General features: G+C 63.6%; 14 protein-coding genes. 9 read left to right on the plus strand and 5 right to left on the minus strand.

Annotated elements, in window-relative coordinates:
* Positions 1 to 108: 108 nt before the first annotated feature.
* Positions 109 to 612: a GFA family protein gene (locus ABIB00_RS33000; RefSeq protein ID WP_354107233.1), complete on the plus strand. Its 504-nt coding sequence runs from the start codon at positions 109 to 111 to the stop codon at positions 610 to 612.
* Positions 613 to 864: 252 nt separating this feature from the next.
* A complete protein-coding gene (locus ABIB00_RS33005; protein ID WP_354107234.1) occupies positions 865 to 2,526 on the plus strand; it encodes a thiamine pyrophosphate-binding protein in 1,662 nt (553 codons plus the stop codon).
* Positions 2,527 to 2,639: 113 nt separating this feature from the next.
* Here ABIB00_RS33005 and ABIB00_RS33010 read toward each other — a convergent pair whose 3' ends face one another.
* On the minus strand, positions 2,640 to 4,016 hold the full coding sequence (locus ABIB00_RS33010) for an LLM class flavin-dependent oxidoreductase (RefSeq protein WP_354107235.1): 1,377 nt from the start codon (positions 4,014 to 4,016) through the stop codon (positions 2,640 to 2,642).
* Positions 4,017 to 4,257: 241 nt separating this feature from the next.
* Between ABIB00_RS33010 and ABIB00_RS33015 the strand changes: the two genes are divergently transcribed.
* The 6 genes from ABIB00_RS33015 (at position 4,258) to ABIB00_RS33040 (ending at position 9,966) form a co-directional block, all read left to right on the plus strand.
* Positions 4,258 to 5,667 carry a M20 family metallopeptidase gene (locus ABIB00_RS33015; RefSeq protein ID WP_354107236.1) on the plus strand — a complete coding sequence of 470 codons (1,410 nt, stop codon included), beginning with the start codon at positions 4,258 to 4,260 and terminating at the stop codon, positions 5,665 to 5,667.
* A gap of 98 nt (positions 5,668 to 5,765) precedes the next feature.
* A complete protein-coding gene (locus tag ABIB00_RS33020) occupies positions 5,766 to 6,677 on the plus strand; it encodes an amino acid ABC transporter substrate-binding protein (protein ID WP_247339742.1) in 912 nt (303 codons plus the stop codon).
* A 129-nt stretch (positions 6,678 to 6,806) separates the two neighbouring features.
* Positions 6,807 to 7,538, plus strand: a complete 732-nt coding sequence (locus ABIB00_RS33025; protein ID WP_247339743.1) for an amino acid ABC transporter permease — start codon at positions 6,807 to 6,809, stop codon at positions 7,536 to 7,538.
* A 4-nt stretch (positions 7,539 to 7,542) separates the two neighbouring features.
* Positions 7,543 to 8,235, plus strand: a complete 693-nt coding sequence (locus ABIB00_RS33030) for an amino acid ABC transporter permease (RefSeq protein ID WP_354107237.1) — start codon at positions 7,543 to 7,545, stop codon at positions 8,233 to 8,235.
* A 12-nt stretch (positions 8,236 to 8,247) separates the two neighbouring features.
* On the plus strand, positions 8,248 to 8,979 hold the full coding sequence (locus tag ABIB00_RS33035) for an amino acid ABC transporter ATP-binding protein (RefSeq protein WP_247339745.1): 732 nt from the start codon (positions 8,248 to 8,250) through the stop codon (positions 8,977 to 8,979).
* Between the two features lie 126 nt (positions 8,980 to 9,105).
* On the plus strand, positions 9,106 to 9,966 hold the full coding sequence (locus tag ABIB00_RS33040) for a D-amino-acid transaminase (protein ID WP_354107238.1): 861 nt from the start codon (positions 9,106 to 9,108) through the stop codon (positions 9,964 to 9,966).
* A 118-nt stretch (positions 9,967 to 10,084) separates the two neighbouring features.
* Here ABIB00_RS33040 and ABIB00_RS33045 read toward each other — a convergent pair whose 3' ends face one another.
* From ABIB00_RS33045 to ABIB00_RS33055, 3 genes are all read right to left on the minus strand, one after another.
* Positions 10,085 to 10,546 carry a carboxymuconolactone decarboxylase family protein gene (locus ABIB00_RS33045; RefSeq protein ID WP_354107239.1) on the minus strand — a complete coding sequence of 154 codons (462 nt, stop codon included), beginning with the start codon at positions 10,544 to 10,546 and terminating at the stop codon, positions 10,085 to 10,087.
* Between the two features lie 29 nt (positions 10,547 to 10,575).
* Positions 10,576 to 12,192, minus strand: coding sequence for an MDR family MFS transporter (locus ABIB00_RS33050; protein WP_354107240.1), 1,617 nt, complete (start codon positions 12,190 to 12,192; stop codon positions 10,576 to 10,578).
* A gap of 115 nt (positions 12,193 to 12,307) precedes the next feature.
* Positions 12,308 to 13,489: an HlyD family secretion protein gene (locus tag ABIB00_RS33055; protein ID WP_354107241.1), complete on the minus strand. Its 1,182-nt coding sequence runs from the start codon at positions 13,487 to 13,489 to the stop codon at positions 12,308 to 12,310.
* A 270-nt stretch (positions 13,490 to 13,759) separates the two neighbouring features.
* Between ABIB00_RS33055 and ABIB00_RS33060 the strand changes: the two genes are divergently transcribed.
* Positions 13,760 to 14,671 (plus strand): LysR family transcriptional regulator, encoded by a 912-nt coding sequence (locus tag ABIB00_RS33060; protein ID WP_354107242.1) that lies wholly within the window; start codon positions 13,760 to 13,762, stop codon positions 14,669 to 14,671.
* Here the strand turns inward: ABIB00_RS33060 and iaaH are convergent.
* Complete coding sequence (iaaH, locus tag ABIB00_RS33065; protein WP_354107243.1) at positions 14,666 to 16,087, minus strand: indoleacetamide hydrolase; 1,422 nt, start codon at positions 16,085 to 16,087, stop codon at positions 14,666 to 14,668. The genes ABIB00_RS33060 and iaaH overlap by 6 nt on opposite strands.
* Positions 16,088 to 16,135: the final 48 nt, after the last annotated feature.

Here is a 16,135-nt window from a genome sequence, read left to right on the forward strand (position 1 = left end):
CGTCTCCAGGTTGGGTGGTATTGCAACCTCAGTCTGGCCTCAGACTTGGTCGCTATCCACTCCCCATGGAATCTTCGCTGCGCTCGCAATGACGATGAGGGAAGCACCATGGCCAAAGCCGCAACCGCCGCAGGTATTGCCACCGGCCAATGCCTCTGCGGCAAGGTCACCTTCGAGATCGACGTCCCCGCACGCTGGGCCTGGCACGATCATTCCGCCGCCAGCCGTCGCGCCCACGGCGCAGCCTATGCGACCTATGTCGGCAGCTGGAAGAAGCGGTTTCGCATCATTTCGGGGAAAACCGCGCTCAGCCGCTACGAGGACAAGGCGACCAAGACCGCGCGCAGCTTCTGCGCGCATTGCGGCACGCCGATCACATACGAGCGCCCACGCGGGCCGCACATGGTCAACATTCCCCGCGCGCTGTTCAAGGAGCGCACCGGCCGCCAGCCGCTCTATCACATCGCAATCGAAGAGCTTCAAGAATGGGCCTATACCGGCGAGCCGCTGGTGCCGCTGACGGGTTTTCCGGGCGTGGTCTGGCAGCGCTCGAAAAAGAAAAAGCGAGCCAGCGGCGAAGATCCGTTCGATCTGGGGCGCGCGGAGATGTAGCGCACTCCACTCTCGTGCCCCGGACGCAGTGCGGCGCGAAGTGCCGCGCTGCTGAGCCGGGGCCCATGCGTCAGCGAACTCGGCGCAAATCTGGGTCCCGGCTCTGCGTCGCAACGTTGCACGTTGCGCCGCGTCCGGGACATGAGACCGTCCCACGCAACGCAGCCATGATCGCACTTCCTTGCGCGCGTCCCGCGATTTCGGCCATCATGCGCCCCTCCTCGCGGCAACGCCCGCGGGCCTGGAGGAAACATGAAGAACAAGATCACCGGCCGCTCCGCCTTTCTCGCGCTGCTCAAGGACGAGGGCATCACGCATCTGTTCGGCAATCCCGGCACCACCGAGCTGCCGATCATGCATGCGCTGAAGGACCATCCCGACCTCACCTATGTGATGGCGATGCAGGAGAGCCTGGTGGTGGCGATCGCGGATGGATATAGCCGCGCCTCCGGCAAGCTTGTCGCCTGCAACGTCCATGTCGCACCCGGCCTCGGCAACGCGATGGGCTCGCTCTACAACGCCCAGTTCACGGGCACGCCGATGATCCTCACCGCAGGCCAGCAGGAGCAGGGACACGGCTTGATGGAGCCGGTGCTGTATGGGCCGCTGGTGCGCATGGCCGAGCCGCTGGTGAAATGGGCCGTCGAGGTGACGCGGCTGGAGGATCTGCCGCGCATCGTTCGCCGCGCCGCCAAGGTTGCGATGACGCAGCCGACCGGGCCGGTGTTCATCTCGCTGCCCGGCGACATCCTCAACAGCGAGGCCGGCATCGATCTCGGCCGCTCCACCCGCATCGACGCCCGCACAAGGCCGTCGGACGAGGCGCTGAAGGCTTTTGCCGCGCGCCTGCTCAAGGCCGAGCGCCCCGTAATCGTTACCATGGATGAGGTGGTCAAGAGTGACGCGCTGAAGGAGGCCGCCGAGCTCGCCGAGCTGATGGGGGCGGCCGCCTATCAGTCCTCGACGCCCTACGGTTCGCACTTTCTCTCCGAGAGCCCGAGCTTCGTCGGCACGCTGGCGCGCGTGCAGAAGGTCGCGCGCGATACGCTGGCACCCTACGATCTTCTGATCGCGCTCGGCGGCGATCCCCTGCGGATGTCGGTCTATAGCGAGGTCGATGCGCTGCCGGATGGTCTCGGCATCGTGCAGGTCGGCCTCGCCGATTGGGAGATTGCCAAGAACTACGGCGCCGAGATCGCGCTGAAGGCGGATCTGAAGGAGACGTTGCGCGCGCTGATTCCGGTGCTGAAGGAGATGGGCGGCGTTGCCCTGGCGAGCCGCGCGAAACAACGTCTCGCCGAGCTCGCACCGCAGAACTGGACCGCGCGGCGCGGCGCGCTGGTGGAGCAGATCGGCAAGGCCGCGAACCGTAGCCCCATCGATCCGGACTGGCTGGTGTTGCAAATGGTGGAGGCCATGCCCGAAAACGCCATCCTGGTCGACGAAGGCCTTACCTCCAGCCGCCAGATCACGGCGTTGCGTGCGCACCGCGACCGCTTCGGCTATCACGGTCTCGCCTCCGGCGGCATTGGCTGGGGCCTGCCGGCCTCGGTCGGCGCCAGCATTGCCAATCCGGATCGGCCCGTCGTCTGTTTCTCCGGCGACGGCAGCGCGATGTATTCGATCCAATCGCTGTGGACCGCGGCGCATCACAAGCTGCCGCTCAATGTCGTCATCGCCAACAATGGCGGCTATCGCATCATCAAGCAGCGCCTGCTCGCATTCCATGGCGACGATAATTACGTCGGCATGGATTTTGTCGATCCGCCAGTGGACTTCGCCGGGATCGCGAAGGCGCTGGGATGCGAGGCGATCAAGGTCAGCGATCCGCGGGAGCTGAAGGCGACGCTGGGGTCGGCGTTCAACCGTCCGGGGACGAAGCTGATCGAGGTGATGGTGGACGGGAAGGTGTAGGCACATCAACCGCCGTCATTGCGAGGAGCGAAGCAACGAAGCAATCCAGATTGTTTCCGCGGAGGGATTCTGGATTGCTTCGCTTCGCTCGCAATGACGAGGAGGCGGCGGCGCTACCCGTTCCCCACCCGATACCCCGCCGCCGGATGCGGCGCAGCTAGCCGCGCACGCCCGCCACCGAACAGCTTCTCCCGCAGCGTGCCCTGCGCGTATTCCGCCTTGTACCGCCCACGCCGCGTCAGTTCCGGCACCAGCATGTCGGCGATGTCCTCGAAATCGCCGGGCGAGATCGCGAAGGCGACATTGAGGCCGTCGACATCGGTCGCCTCGAACCAATCCTCGATCTTATCCGCGACCATCTCCGGCGTGCCGACCACGACGGGACCTGCGCCGCCGACGCCGACATGCTCGATGACGTCGCGCACGGTCCAGACGCGGTCGGGATCGGCGCGGGTGACGTTATCGAGTGCGCTGCGGCCGGCATCGTTCTGGACATGACGCACCTGCTGATCGAGTTCGTAGCCGGAGAAGTCGATGCCGGTCCATCCCGACATGAGGGCCAACGCGCCCTCCGGGCTGATATGCGACCGGTAGTCGGCATATTTGGCCGCCGCCTCGGCTTCCGTGTTGCCGAGGATGATCGTCATCATCGAGAACATCAGGATCTCCGCCGGATTGCGGCCGAACGCGGCGGCCTCCTGACGGATCGCCGACACGCGCGGTGCGATCACCTTGGCCGACGGCCCGGACATGAACACGCATTCGGCATGCTTCGCCGCGAACTGCCGTCCGCGCGGCGAGGTGCCGGCCTGATACAGCACGGGCGTCCGCTGCGGCGACGGCTCGCTGAGGTGAATGGTGTTGTTGATGCGGTAGTTCGCGCCCTCGTGGTTGACGCGATGGATTTTTGTGGGATCGGTGAAGATACCGCGCTTGCGGTCGCGCAGCACAGCGTCGTCCTCCCAGCTCCCTTCCCAGAGCTTGTAGACGACCTCCATATATTCGTCTGCGATCTCGTAGCGGTCGTCATGCCCGGTCTGCTTGTCCTTGCCGGCGCCGCGCGCGGCGCTGTCGAGATAGCCGGTGACGACGTTCCAGCCGATCCGTCCCTCGGTGAGATGATCCAGCGTCGACATCCGCCGCGCGAACGGATAGGGCGGCTCGAAGGAAAGATTGCTGGTGACGCCGAAGCCGAGATTTTGCGTTACCGCTGCCATCGCCGAGAGCAACAGCAGCGGTTCATTCGACGGCGTCTGCGCTGCATTGCGCAAGGCTGCGTCAGGGCTGTTGCCATAGACGTCGTAGACCCCGAGCACGTCAGCCAGGAACAGGCCATCGAAGCGGCCGCGCTCCAGCGTTTTGACGAGATCGATCCAGTAGGGCAGGCGGTTATATTCGGCCGTGCGGTCCCGCGGATGGGTCCACAGGCCCGGTGACTGGTGCGCGACGCAATTCATCGCAAAAGCGTTGAGCCTGATCTGCTTGGCCATGATGGTCCCCCGGCGCCCTGTACCGGGCGCTCTTCGAATGATAGAGCTGCGCCCGAACTTGGCGAAGTTCTTGCATATAACTCGACCTTGGCAAGGCCAAAATCAGCGGTGCTGCTGCGCTTGGCAAGCCAATCTCAAGAGAGCAAGAACGAAATCCCAAGACTATCGAAGTCCCCGCCACTTTCGGAGGCCCACCCGTCTCGGGTATGCTCCTTCGTCTCGCAACCTAAAAAAGAAAATAATGACCAGAGCCGATGCCATCGCCCGCGCCCGTGACGATTTCAAATCCGGCGCGTTTCTCACCGAACTCGACCGCCGCGTCGCCTACCGGACCGAGAGCCAGAATCCGAACCGGGGCATCGAACTGCGCGCCTATCTGGAACAGGAGATGGTGCCCGCTTTCGCCGCGCTCGACTTCGAAAGCCGCATGGTCGAATCTCCCAACGGCAAGGCGCCGTTTCTGTTCGCCGAGCACCACGAGAGCGAGACGGCGCCGACCGTGCTGATCTACGGTCATGGCGACGTCGTCGACGGCATGGAGGGCGAGTGGCGCGACGGCCGCGATCCCTGGCGCACGACGGTTGCGGGTACGCGCCTCTATGGCCGCGGCACCGCCGACAACAAGGGCCAGCACAGCATCAACATGGCGGCACTCCGCGCGGTGCGCGACGCCCGCGGCGGCAAGCTCGGTTTCAACGCCAAGTTCGTCGTCGAGATGGGCGAGGAGATCGGCTCGCCCGATCTCGGCAAGGTCTGCGATCTCAATCGCGATGCGCTCAGGGCCGATCTGTTCATGGCCTCGGACGGGCCACGCCTGTCCGCCGACCGCCCCACACTGTTCCTCGGCTGCCGCGGCGGCATACGCATTCATCTCGATGTGAACCTTCGTGACGGCGGACATCATTCCGGTAATTGGGGCGGCGTGCTTGCCAACCCTGCGACCGTTCTGGTCAACGCGATCTCGACGCTGGTCGACGGCCACGGCCGCCTTCAGCTCGATGCGCTGAAGCCGCCCCGGCTCACCAACCAGATCCGCAGCTATCTTGCCGACGTGCAGGTGGTGCCGACCGAGGACGAGCCGGCGCTCGCTGAGAGCTGGGGCGAAGAAGGGCTGTCGGCGGCCGAGCGGCTCTATGCCTGGAACACGCTCGAAGTGCTGGCGATGTCATCCGGCAATATCGAGAAGCCGGCCAACGCCATTCCCGGCCACGCCAATGCCGTGCTGCAACTGCGTTTCGTGGTCGGCACCAAAATCGACGGCCTGATCGACGCCGTCCGCGCACATCTGGTCCAGAAGGGTTTTCCGATGGTCGAGGTGCGGGCGGCGCAGAGCTTTGCCGCCTCGCGCACCGATTTCGACAGCCCCTGGATCAAATGGGCGGCGGATTCGGTGCAGGAGACCACCGGCAAGGTGCCGGCGGTGCTGCCGAACTTCGGCGGCTCGCTGCCCAACGACGTGTTTTCCGAAATCCTGGGCCTGCCGACGATCTGGGTGCCGCACTCCTATCCCGGCTGCTCCCAGCATGCGCCCAATGAGCACATCCTGCTGCCATTGACCGAAGAGGCCTTGACGGTGATGGCCGGCCTGTTCTGGGATCTCGGGGAATTGCCAGGACCGCTCACACGTCCGCTAACACGCCCGCTAACCTGAGCGTTAACCTGAGCCGCCATCCAGTCGAAAGTCACATTCTATTCCGGCTTGTTTTGTGCTTGCATCCCGCCGGCATCATCCTGAAAGGGGACCAAAAAGTGAAACACTTCCGTAGCATCGGCCTCGCGCTCGCCGCGACCTTCGCCGTCAGCCAGGCTGGGGCCGAGGAGCTGACCGGTACGCTGAAGAACATCAAGGACACCGGCGCCATCACGCTGGGCTTCCGCGACTCCTCGATTCCGTTCTCCTATCTCGACGACAACCAGAAGCCCATCGGATTCGCGATGGACATCTGCTACAAGATCGTCGACGCCGTGAAGAAGGAGCTCAAGCTCGACAAGCTCGAGGTGAAGCTCAACCCGGTGACCTCGGCGACCCGCATTCCGCTGATGGCCAACGGCACCATCGACCTCGAATGCGGCTCGACCACCAACAATGTCGAACGCCAGAAGCAGGTCGCCTTCACCAATACCCACTTCCTGACCGCCAGCCGCTACGTCTTCAAAAAATCAAGCGGCCTGAAGTCGATCGACGACCTCAAGGGCAAGACGGTGGTCTCGACTGCCGGCACCACCAACATCAAGCAGCTCACCGAAGCCAATGTTGCGAAAAGCCTCGGCGCCAACATCATTCCGGCCAAGGATCACGCCGAATCCTTCCTGATGGTCGAGACCGACCGCGCGGTCGCCTTCGTGATGGACGACATCCTGCTCGCGAGCCTCGTTGCCGGCTCCAAGTCGCCGGACGACTACGTTATCTCCAAGGACGCGTTCTCCAAGCCTGAGCCCTACGCCATCATGCTGCGCAAGGACGACGCGCCGTTCAAGAAGGTGGTCGATGCGGCGACCGCTGCGGTCTACACCTCCGGCGAGGGCCAGAAAATCTACGACAAATGGTTCACGGCCAAGATCCCGCCGAAGGGTCTCAACCTCAACACCCCGATCTCGCCCGAGCTGAAGCACGAGTTCGCCAAGCCGAGCGACTCGCCGAATCCGGACGACTATAAGTAAGCTCCGATCCGTCCTGGAATCAGGACTTGGGGATCAAAATGATGTCCGGCCACTCTTGACACCAGGGTGGCCGGACATTTGCATAGGCGCCCGGGACATCTGTGATTGGCGCGTTCGCGCGGGGGACACGTGAACTACCACTGGAACTGGGGAATTTTCTTCGAGCCCAACCCGATGGGGACCGGCACCTATCTCGACATGCTGCTGTCGGGACTGGTGCTGACCCTCAAGACAGGCGTGCTCGCCTGGATCATCGCGCTGATTTTCGGCACGATCGTCGGCGTGCTGCGCACATTGCCGTCAAAGACCGCGTCCTGGATCGGCTTTTGCTGGGTCGAATTCTTCCGTAACATGCCGCTGCTGGTGCAGCTGTTTCTGTGGTTCTTCGTGCTGCCGGAATTGCTGCCGAAATCGGCCGGCACTTGGCTGAAGCAAATGCCGAACGCACCGTTCTGGACGGCGGCGATCGGCATCGGCTTCTTCATGTCGGCGCGCGTCGCAGTGCAATTGCAGGCCGGCGTCGGCTCATTACCGCGCGGGCAGAGGATGGCCGCGACTGCGCTGGGCCTGACCACTGTGCAGGGCTACCGCTACGTGCTGCTGCCGATGGCGTTCCGCATCATCCTGCCGCCGCTGACCTCCGAATTCCTCAACACCATCAAGAACACGGCCGTGGCCATCACCATCGGCCTGCTCGAGCTCACCGGACAGGCGCGCTCGATGCAGGAATTCTCGTTCCAGGTGTTCGAGGCCTTTACCGCCGCGACCCTGCTTTATCTCCTCGTCAACGTCGTCGTCGTGACCGCGATGCGCTTCCTCGAGCGCTGGGTCGCGATCCCCGGCTACATCACGGGGAAATAGCGCCATGTTCAGCAATCTCGATTTCGACGTCATCCGCCGCGCACTGCCCTATCTGTTCTACGAAGGCATGACGTTCACGCTGATGCTGACGGGGCTCGCGGCACTCGGCGGCCTGGTCTTCGGCACGGCGATCGCGCTGATGCGGTTGTCCGGCTACAAGACGCTCGGATACGTCGCCGGCGTCTATGTCGACTTCATGCGCTCGCTGCCGCTGGTGCTGGTGATCTTCTGGTTCTACTTCCTGGTGCCCTATATCGGGCAGTGGCTGACCGGCTCGTCGCGCCCCATCAGCGTCGGCGCGTTCGCGTCCTCGCTCGTCACCTTCATCATGTTCGAGGCCGCGTACTTCTCCGAGATCATGCGTGCCGGCATCCAGTCGATCTCGCGCGGCCAGCCTGCCGCGGCCAACGCGCTGGGGCTGACCTACGCCCAGACCATGCGCTACATCGTGCTGCCGCAGGCGTTCCGCAACATGCTGCCGGTTCTGATCACGCAGACCATCGTGCTGTTCCAGGACACCTCGCTGGTCTACGTGCTGTCGATTACCGACTTTCTGGGAGCTGCGAGCAAGGTCGCGCAGCGCGACGGTCGTTTGGTCGAAATGTATCTGTTCGCCGCAATCGTCTACTTCACCATCTCCTGTGTCGCATCCTACGGCGTCCGCCGCCTCCAGGCGCGCATCGCCATCATCCGTTAGAGCGTATCGGTCATGATCGAAATCAGCCACGTCGACAAATGGTACAGCCCGACCTTCCAGGTGCTGACCGACTGCACCACCAGCGTCACCAAGGGCGAGGTCGTGGTGGTCTGCGGACCCTCGGGCTCGGGCAAGTCGACGCTGATCAAATGCGTCAACGCGCTCGAGCCGTTCCAGAAAGGCGACATCAGCGTCGATGGAACCAAGGTCAACGATCCCAAGACCAATTTGCCGAAGCTGCGCTCGCGGGTCGGCATGGTGTTCCAGCACTTCGAGCTGTTTCCGCATCTGAAGATCATCGACAATCTCTGCCTCGCACAGCAGAAAGTGCTCGACCGGTCGCGCGACAAGGCGGTGGCGAAAGGCATGCAACTGCTGGAGCGCGTCGGCCTGAAGGAACAGGCGCAGAAGTTTCCCGCGCAACTGTCCGGCGGCCAGCAGCAGCGCGTGGCGATCGCCCGCGCGCTCGCGATGGATCCCATTGTCATGCTGTTCGACGAGCCGACCTCGGCGCTCGACCCCGAAATGGTGAGCGAGGTGCTCGACGTCATGGTGGACCTCGCCCATGAGGGCATGACCATGATGGTCGTCACCCACGAGATGGGCTTTGCCCGCAAGGTCGCCAATCGCGTGATCTTCATGGATCGCGGCGAGATCGTCGAGGACGCCCCGAAGGAGGATTTCTTCGGCAAGCCCCGCAGCGACCGCGCGCAGAAGTTCTTGTCGAAGATTTTGTCGCACTGACTCCAGCGCCGTCATTCCGGGTTCACTCGCTGCGCGAACGCCCCGGAATGATGAAACGAGGGGTGACCGGTGCCCCCGATTCGCGTATAACCGCGCCAATTTCCTCTTCCCGCCAGGAGACCTGCCTTGGACTCGATCGCCTACGTCAACGGCTCATTCGTCCCGCTCTCGGACGCTAAAATCTCCGTCCTCGATCGCGGTTTCCTGTTCGCCGACGGCATCTACGAGGTCTCGGCGGTGCTCGACGGCAAGCTGATCGACAACGTCTCGCATCTGACGCGGCTGGAGCGCTCGGTCGGCGAGATCCAGCTGAAGCTGCCAGAGACGGTCCAGCGCATCACCGAGATCCAGAAGGAATTGATCGCGCGCAACAAGGTCGAGAACGGCCTCGTCTATCTCCAGGTCACGCGTGGGGCCGACAAGGGCCGCGACTTCGCCTTCCCCAAGGGCGACGTCAAGTCGAGCCTGGTGATGTTCACCTCGGAGAAGGACATCATCAACGCGGCATCGGCCAAGACCGGCATCAACGTCATCACCGTGCCGGACATCCGCTGGGAGCGGCGCGACATCAAGAGCGTCGCGCTGCTGGCGCAGGTGCTTGCGAAACAGGCCGCGGCCGAAGCCGGTGCGGGCGAGGCCTGGATGCTGGAGGACGGCTACGTCACCGAGGGCGGCTCGTCCTCGGCGTTCATCCTGACGCAGGACGACGTCATCGTGACCCGCAAGAATTCCAACGCGATCCTGCCGGGTTGCACCCGCAAGGCGGTGGTGGCGCTTGCGGAAGAGCGCCAGCTCCGGGTCGAGGAGCGTTCCTTCACGGTCGCCGAAGCGCTCGCCGCCAAGGAGGCCTTTGCCACCTCGGCGTCGCTGTTTGTCCAGCCGGTGGTTGCGATCGACGGCAAGAAGATCGGCGACGGCAAGCCCGGCCCGATGGCAACAAGGCTGCGCGAGATCTACGTGGAGTTCGCCAAGGCGACGGCGGTCTGACGAAGCTGCCGTAGGTGGGCAAAGGCGCGCTTGCGCCGTGCCCACCTGTTCTCTCGCGTTCGCTGAAAGACGGTGGGCACGCTTCGCTTTGCCGACCCTTGTATTAGCGCGCCGCAGCTCACGCCACCGACGCCTTCACTTTCACCGGGTGAATCGCCCGGAACGCGATCGCCAACCTGTTCCAGGCATTGATGGCCCCGATCAGCATCGTCAGGTTGACCGTCTCCGCCTCGGAGAATTGTGCGCGGACCTGCTCGTAGACGTCATCAGGCGCGTGCGTCTCGGAGATCAGCGTCACCGACTCGGTCCATGCCAGCGCGGCGCGCTCGCGGTCGGTATAGAGCGGGGATTCGGGCCAGGCGTTGAGCAGATAGATGCGCTGCTCGGTCTCGCCGCGCTTGCGGGCGTCCTCGGTGTGCATGTTGATGCAGAAGGCACAGCCATTGATCTGCGACGCGCGGATCTTGACGAGCTCGATCAGCGATTTCTCCAGTCCCGTCGACTGGATCTGCTCTTCCAGCGCCATCAGCGCCTTCATCGTGTCGGGTGCGGCCTGGTAGAAATTCATGCGGGGTTTCATGGTCGTTCTCCTTGCTTGCTGGGTTGATGTCAGTGGGCGCTGCCGGCCGAGGCATGGCCGGCCTTCTTCAGGAAGAGGGTAGCGATCAACGCGACGATCAGTGCCACGCCGAGCAGATAGAAGGTGTCGCTGAAGGCGAGGATATAGGCCTGCTTCTGCACGATATGGCCGATCGCGACATAGGCGCGATGCGACGCGTCCGCACGGTCGAGGATGCCGTGATTGACGAAGTATTGCGTGAGCTGTTCCAGCCGCGTCCGCGTCGCCTGCTCGAACAGCGAGACCGACTGCATCAGCACGTTGGAGTGATACTGCTCGCGCTTGGTCAGCAGGGTCTGCAGCAGCGCGATGCCGACGGCGCCACCGAGATTGCGCATCATGTTGAACAAGCCGGAGGCCGAGCCCGCGTTCTCCGGTTCGATGCCTGACGTCGCCACCGCAGAGAGCGGCGCCATCACCAGCGCCTGCCCGATCGCACGAACCACGTTGGGCCAGAGCAATTGATCGGCGGCATAGTTGCCGGTCATGTAGATGTTCATGAAGTTGGAGGCCGCGAACAGGACGAAGCCGACGCCGATGATGAGCCGCGCATCGAGCTTCTGCATCAGGCGTGGCACCAGCGGGATCAGCAGGAGCTGCGGCAGGCCGGTCCATGCCAGTACCATGCCGATCTGCTCGGCATTGTAGCCCTGGATGCGGGCCAGATATTGCGGCAGGATGAATACCGAACCGTAGAGAGCGATTCCCAGCAGGAAGTTCGCGAGCATGCCGAAGCCGAAATTGCGGCGGACCAGCAGACGCAGGTTCAAAAGCGGCTTCTTGACCGTGAGCTCGATGATCAGGAAGGCGGTCAGCGCGACGGCCGCGATGACGGAGAGCTTGACGATGAAAGGCGAGCCGAACCAGTCGTCCTTGTTGCCTTCCTCCAGGACGGTTTGCAGCGCGGACAGTCCGATCGCCATGGTGATGATGCCGGCCCAGTCGCCCTCGCGCAGCAACGACAGCTTCATCGGCTTTGCGTCCAGCGCGTACCAGAGCATGCCGACCATGATCGCGCCGGGGACGACATTGACGTAGAAGATGTACTGCCAGCCAAAATTCTCGGTGAGATAACCGCCGATGGTTGGGCCGATCGCGGGCGCGAACGTCGCCGACAGCGCAAACAGCGCAAGCCCGACCGGCTGTTTTCCGCGCGGCAGCAACGTGATGATCAGCGTGAACGCCATCGGGATCAGCACGCCGCCGGTGAAACCTTGCACCGCCCGCAGCACGATCATCTGCGGCAGGTCCTGCGCCAGCGCACAGGCGGCCGACAGGATCAGGAACAGGACCGCGTTGGTGAGGAGATAGATGCGGATCGAAAACACCTGCGCGAGCCAGCCGGACAGCGGGATCACCACGATCTCCGCGATCAGATAGGAGGTCGAGATCCAGCCGCCGTCGTCGATGCCGGCGCCGATCGCGCCCTGGATGTCGGCGAGCGAGGCGTTGACGATCTGGATGTTCAGCACCGCCATGAAGGCGCCGAGCGTCGCGCCGATCACGGCGATCCAGGTCTTGGCGGAAACCGCCGGCGTGGCGGGAGCGGCTCGAGCGGGAATGCCGGCGGCGGAAGCGGCGTTCAGGGCGGGTTGGAGAGTGCTCATGGAAGGCCTCGTCTCGGATACGGAGACAGGATGCATCAGGCGAGTGTTTTCGATAATCGAGGAAGCGTTGGAAGGATCGTCCGGCAGGACTTGATAATGCTGCCGGAGTTGGCCTTTAGCCGCCGTTGGGTCGCGTCGCATTGTCGGCGAGGCGCTTGGCCGTCTCGCGCTCGGCCAGCACGGTCGCCTTGGTGTCGACTGTCGGCTGCGCCGACATACCGGGGCGCAGCAGCCCGGTCAGGCGGTGGTCGTCGAGCACGATCTTCACCGGTACGCGCTGCACGATCTTGGTGAAATTCCCGGTGGCGTTGTCGGGCGGCAGCAGTGCGAATTCGAGGCCGCTCGCCGGCGACAGGCTGTCGACATGGCCGCGCAGGATCTGGTTGCGGAAACTGTCGACATGCAGTTCGACCGGCTGGCCGGCGCGAACATGGGTGAGCTGGGTCTCCTTGAAATTGGCGACCACATAGACCGCATCGAGCGGCACCACCGCCATCAATTGCGTGCCGGCCTGCACGAACTGTCCCACGCGCAGTGAGCGGGCGCCGACCGTGCCGTCGACCGGCGCGGCAATCTCGGTGTAGGAGAGATTCAGCGTCGCCTGCTCCGCGACCGCGCGCGCGTGTTCGAGCTGGGCTGTGGCCTGCGCGCGCTGGGTGGTGAGTACGTCGACCTTGCGCTGTGCGGCCACGAGGCCCGACTTCGCGTGCTGCAGTTGCGCGTTGCTGGCGCGCAACGCAGCGTCAGTCTGCTGGGCGCGCTGGATCGTCCCGGAGCCCGACTTCATCAAATCGTCGTAGCGGGCGCGCTCCTCCTGCGCGAACTTCAGATTCGCGTCCGCGGCAGTCACATCGGCCGTGCTCTGCTCGATGATAGGCTGCTGAAGTTCGAGTTGGGCATCGAGGTTACGCACCGACGCTTCCGCCGCAGCCACATCGGCGCGGGCCTGGTCGAGCGCCGCCTTGAAGTCGCGGTCGTCGATCTTTGCCAGCACCTGGCCCGCTGTGACCTTTTCGTTGTCGCTGATCAGCACCTTGGCGATATAGCCCGAGACTTTTGGCGCGATGATCGTGGAGTCGGCCTTCACATAGGCATCGTCGGTTGTCTCGAGGTAGCGCCCGGTGGTCCAGTAATCGTGTCCGTAATGGACAATCGCTGCCGTGCCCGCGAGAAGAGCGAGCACCAATGCCGCGCGCCGGACGATATTCCGCGCCGGCACCGGAAGCGGAACCTTGGGGTTATCATGAGTGATTTCAGTCGCTTGCTGGAAGTTTTCGGTGCGGGGCATCTCGGACATCGCGATCTCCTATCGGCTGACTGAGAGTATCGGTCTTCCTGACTCGCGCGATAATCGGCAAAATGCCGGAAGGATTATCCATTTTGAGTGGATAGTTGGGGCCATCGCTTGGGTGTGGGGTGTACCGAGCCAGGCGGGCGACTGCCCCAGAGCGATTGCCGCGTCTGTCGCGCGATTGCTGCTAATGCATGCGCGAACCGTGGGACGATCGGACGGATAATCCGACTAAATTCCTTGCGATTATCGATCAAGAGCGGATAATCCACCTGCATGGACCGATTGACCAGCCTTGAAGTCTTCAGCCGGGTGGTCGAGACCGGCGGCTTCTCTGCAGCGGCCCGTAAGCTCAACATGTCGACCACCATGGTGAGCAATCACGTTCAGGCGCTGGAAGACCGGCTCGGCGTGAGGCTGCTCCAGCGCACCACGCGCAAGGTCAACCTCACCGAGATCGGCAGGGCCTATTACGACCGCTGCATCCAGATCCTCGCCGATATCGAACAGGCCGACGATATCGCGAGCGAGTTGCAGTCGGTGCCTCGCGGCACGCTGCGGATCCACGTCGCCACGCACATGGTGCCGTTCGTCGCGCCCGTGGTGGCGAAGCTCCTGTCGACCTATCCAGAGCTCAGGATCGATCTGCGCGTGGGCGAAGCCGACATCGACCTCATCGAAGAAGGCTATGACGTTGCTCTGCGCATGACCTCACCGCCGGATTCGAGCCTGATCGTCCGCAGCCTCGCCACCTGGCGCCACGTGCTGTGCTGCTCGCACGATTATCTCGAAAGGCACGGTCGCGTGCAGAAGCTCGATGAGCTCACCGCGCACAATTGCGCCCGTCACTTGAATTATCCCTTCGGCGACGATTGGCGCTTCTTCGATCGCAAGGGCACGCCGGCATCGGTGCGGATCTCCGGCAGCTTCATCACCAACAGCGGTGAGGCCTTGCGAAAGGTGGCGCTGGAAAGCGCTGCCGTCTGCCTGATGGCGGGTTTTCTCGTCCAGGACGATCTCGAAGCCGGTCACCTCGTTCGCCTTCTGCCCGAATATCGTCCCGTCGAGATGTCGATGAACGCGGTCTATCCGCACCGGCATCATCTGTCGGCGAAGGTCAGGACCTTCATCGACATGCTCGTGCATCACAGCGCCGAGCAGCAGAAGCTGATCAATCCCTACTCATGACCGGCGCGGCACCGGCAGCCGCCCGAACACTTTTTCGAGCGCCATGCCGACCGCAAGCAGGCGGCGATCGCTGCCTGCGGGACCATCCAGCTCAAGCCCGATCGGCAGTTTGCTGACCGCGCCGAGCGCAATCGGAATCTGGATTCCGGGAATCCCGGCATTGCTGCCGGGATCGGTGTTCTGGATGAACAGGCCAAAATTTTCGAGGCTGCTGGCGTCGGGGTTGGAAGCGATCGCAACGCGCGGCGTGGTGGGGAAGGCGATGGCGTCGAGCCGGTTGTCCGCAAAGGTCCTGCCGTAGAGCGCCTGCAGGGCGGGACGCGCGGACTTGATGGCGGCCTCATAGATCGGGCCGGCATCGACCAGGGTATTGTCGGGACCAGGCAGTTTGCGCGGGATCACGAGGCCATCATAGGTATCCTTGACGTCGGGGCTCGCGATCTCCCGCGCCAGTGCGTCGATGGTGATGCCGGTGCCGGTGCCTGCGAGATAGGCCACCATGTCGTCATAGGCCTCGTACAGCGCGATGGGAAAGCCGACCTGGCCGTTGAGTTCGGCCAACTGCGGCATCTCGATCTCGAGGACCGTGACGCCCTGTGTCTTCACTTTCGCGACCGCCGCCTGGAAGGCGGCATCGGTGTCGGTATCAAGATTGATCAGCATCGACCTCACGATGCCGATTCGTATCTGCTTCAGATCAGCCGGTTGAACGGCGTCGCCGCCCGCAATGACGCGGTCGAGCAGTTCGACATCCGCCATGGTCGCGGCCATCGGGCCCGCGGTGTCGCGGGTGTGCGAGATCGGCGCGATGCCAGCTTGCGGATAGCGTCCGACCGTCGGGCGCAGCGAGGCACATCCATTCAGTGCGGCGGGTACGCGGACCGATCCGCCAGTGTCGGTTCCGAGCCCGCCCGCAACGATCCGCGCGCCGATCGCGGCACCCGTGCCAGACGAGGAGCCGCCCGCGATCAGGGCACGGTCATAGGCGTTGCGCACGCCGAACTCCGTGCCGGTCTTGAACGCAGTGTTGTAGCCGGAGATGCCGAAGGCGAGCTCGTGCATGTTGGTCTTGCCGATGATGATCGCGCCCGCCGCGCGCAACTTTGCGACAACAGGCGCGTCAGCCTTCGGAACGTATTGCTTCAGCGCCGGTGTTCCTGCGCTACAGGGAAGCTCCGCGACCTCGATATTGTCCTTGATCACGATGGGCACGCCGCCGAGGGGCTTGCTGTCGCCCGTCGCGTCGAATGCGGCCGAGGCCTTCAAGGCACCAGCCTCGTCCAGGGTGACGAAGGCATTCAGATCGGCATTGGCCTTAGCGCGGGCAAGAGCTTCCGTCGTGAGCGCGGTGCTCGTGATTTTTCCGGCGCGGAGGTCGGCCACGGCCTGGGTCAGGGTTAACCGGTCGAAATCCATGATGCGTCACCCGATTGCAGGAGCGCCATCAGGGCGCCCCTCAGCTTC

The sequence above is a fragment of the Bradyrhizobium sp. LB14.3 genome (assembly GCF_040547985.1).
Taxonomy (GTDB): Bacteria; Pseudomonadota; Alphaproteobacteria; order Rhizobiales; family Xanthobacteraceae; genus Bradyrhizobium.

Excerpts from the sequence above, each read along its gene's own strand:
- ABIB00_RS33005 (WP_354107234.1), top strand. The coding sequence starts at position 865 with ATGAAGAACAAGATCACCGGCCGCTCCGCCTTTCTCGCGCTGCTCAAG.
- ABIB00_RS33010 (WP_354107235.1), bottom strand. The coding sequence starts at position 4,016 with ATGGCCAAGCAGATCAGGCTCAACGCTTTTGCGATGAATTGCGTCGCG.
- iaaH (WP_354107243.1), bottom strand. The coding sequence starts at position 16,087 with ATGGATTTCGACCGGTTAACCCTGACCCAGGCCGTGGCCGACCTCCGC.
- ABIB00_RS33035 (WP_247339745.1), top strand. The coding sequence starts at position 8,248 with ATGATCGAAATCAGCCACGTCGACAAATGGTACAGCCCGACCTTCCAG.
- ABIB00_RS33000 (WP_354107233.1), top strand. The coding sequence starts at position 109 with ATGGCCAAAGCCGCAACCGCCGCAGGTATTGCCACCGGCCAATGCCTC.
- ABIB00_RS33015 (WP_354107236.1), top strand. The coding sequence starts at position 4,258 with ATGACCAGAGCCGATGCCATCGCCCGCGCCCGTGACGATTTCAAATCC.
- ABIB00_RS33030 (WP_354107237.1), top strand. The coding sequence starts at position 7,543 with ATGTTCAGCAATCTCGATTTCGACGTCATCCGCCGCGCACTGCCCTAT.
- ABIB00_RS33050 (WP_354107240.1), bottom strand. The coding sequence starts at position 12,192 with ATGAGCACTCTCCAACCCGCCCTGAACGCCGCTTCCGCCGCCGGCATT.
- ABIB00_RS33060 (WP_354107242.1), top strand. The coding sequence starts at position 13,760 with ATGGACCGATTGACCAGCCTTGAAGTCTTCAGCCGGGTGGTCGAGACC.
- ABIB00_RS33045 (WP_354107239.1), bottom strand. The coding sequence starts at position 10,546 with ATGAAACCCCGCATGAATTTCTACCAGGCCGCACCCGACACGATGAAG.
- ABIB00_RS33055 (WP_354107241.1), bottom strand. The coding sequence starts at position 13,489 with ATGTCCGAGATGCCCCGCACCGAAAACTTCCAGCAAGCGACTGAAATC.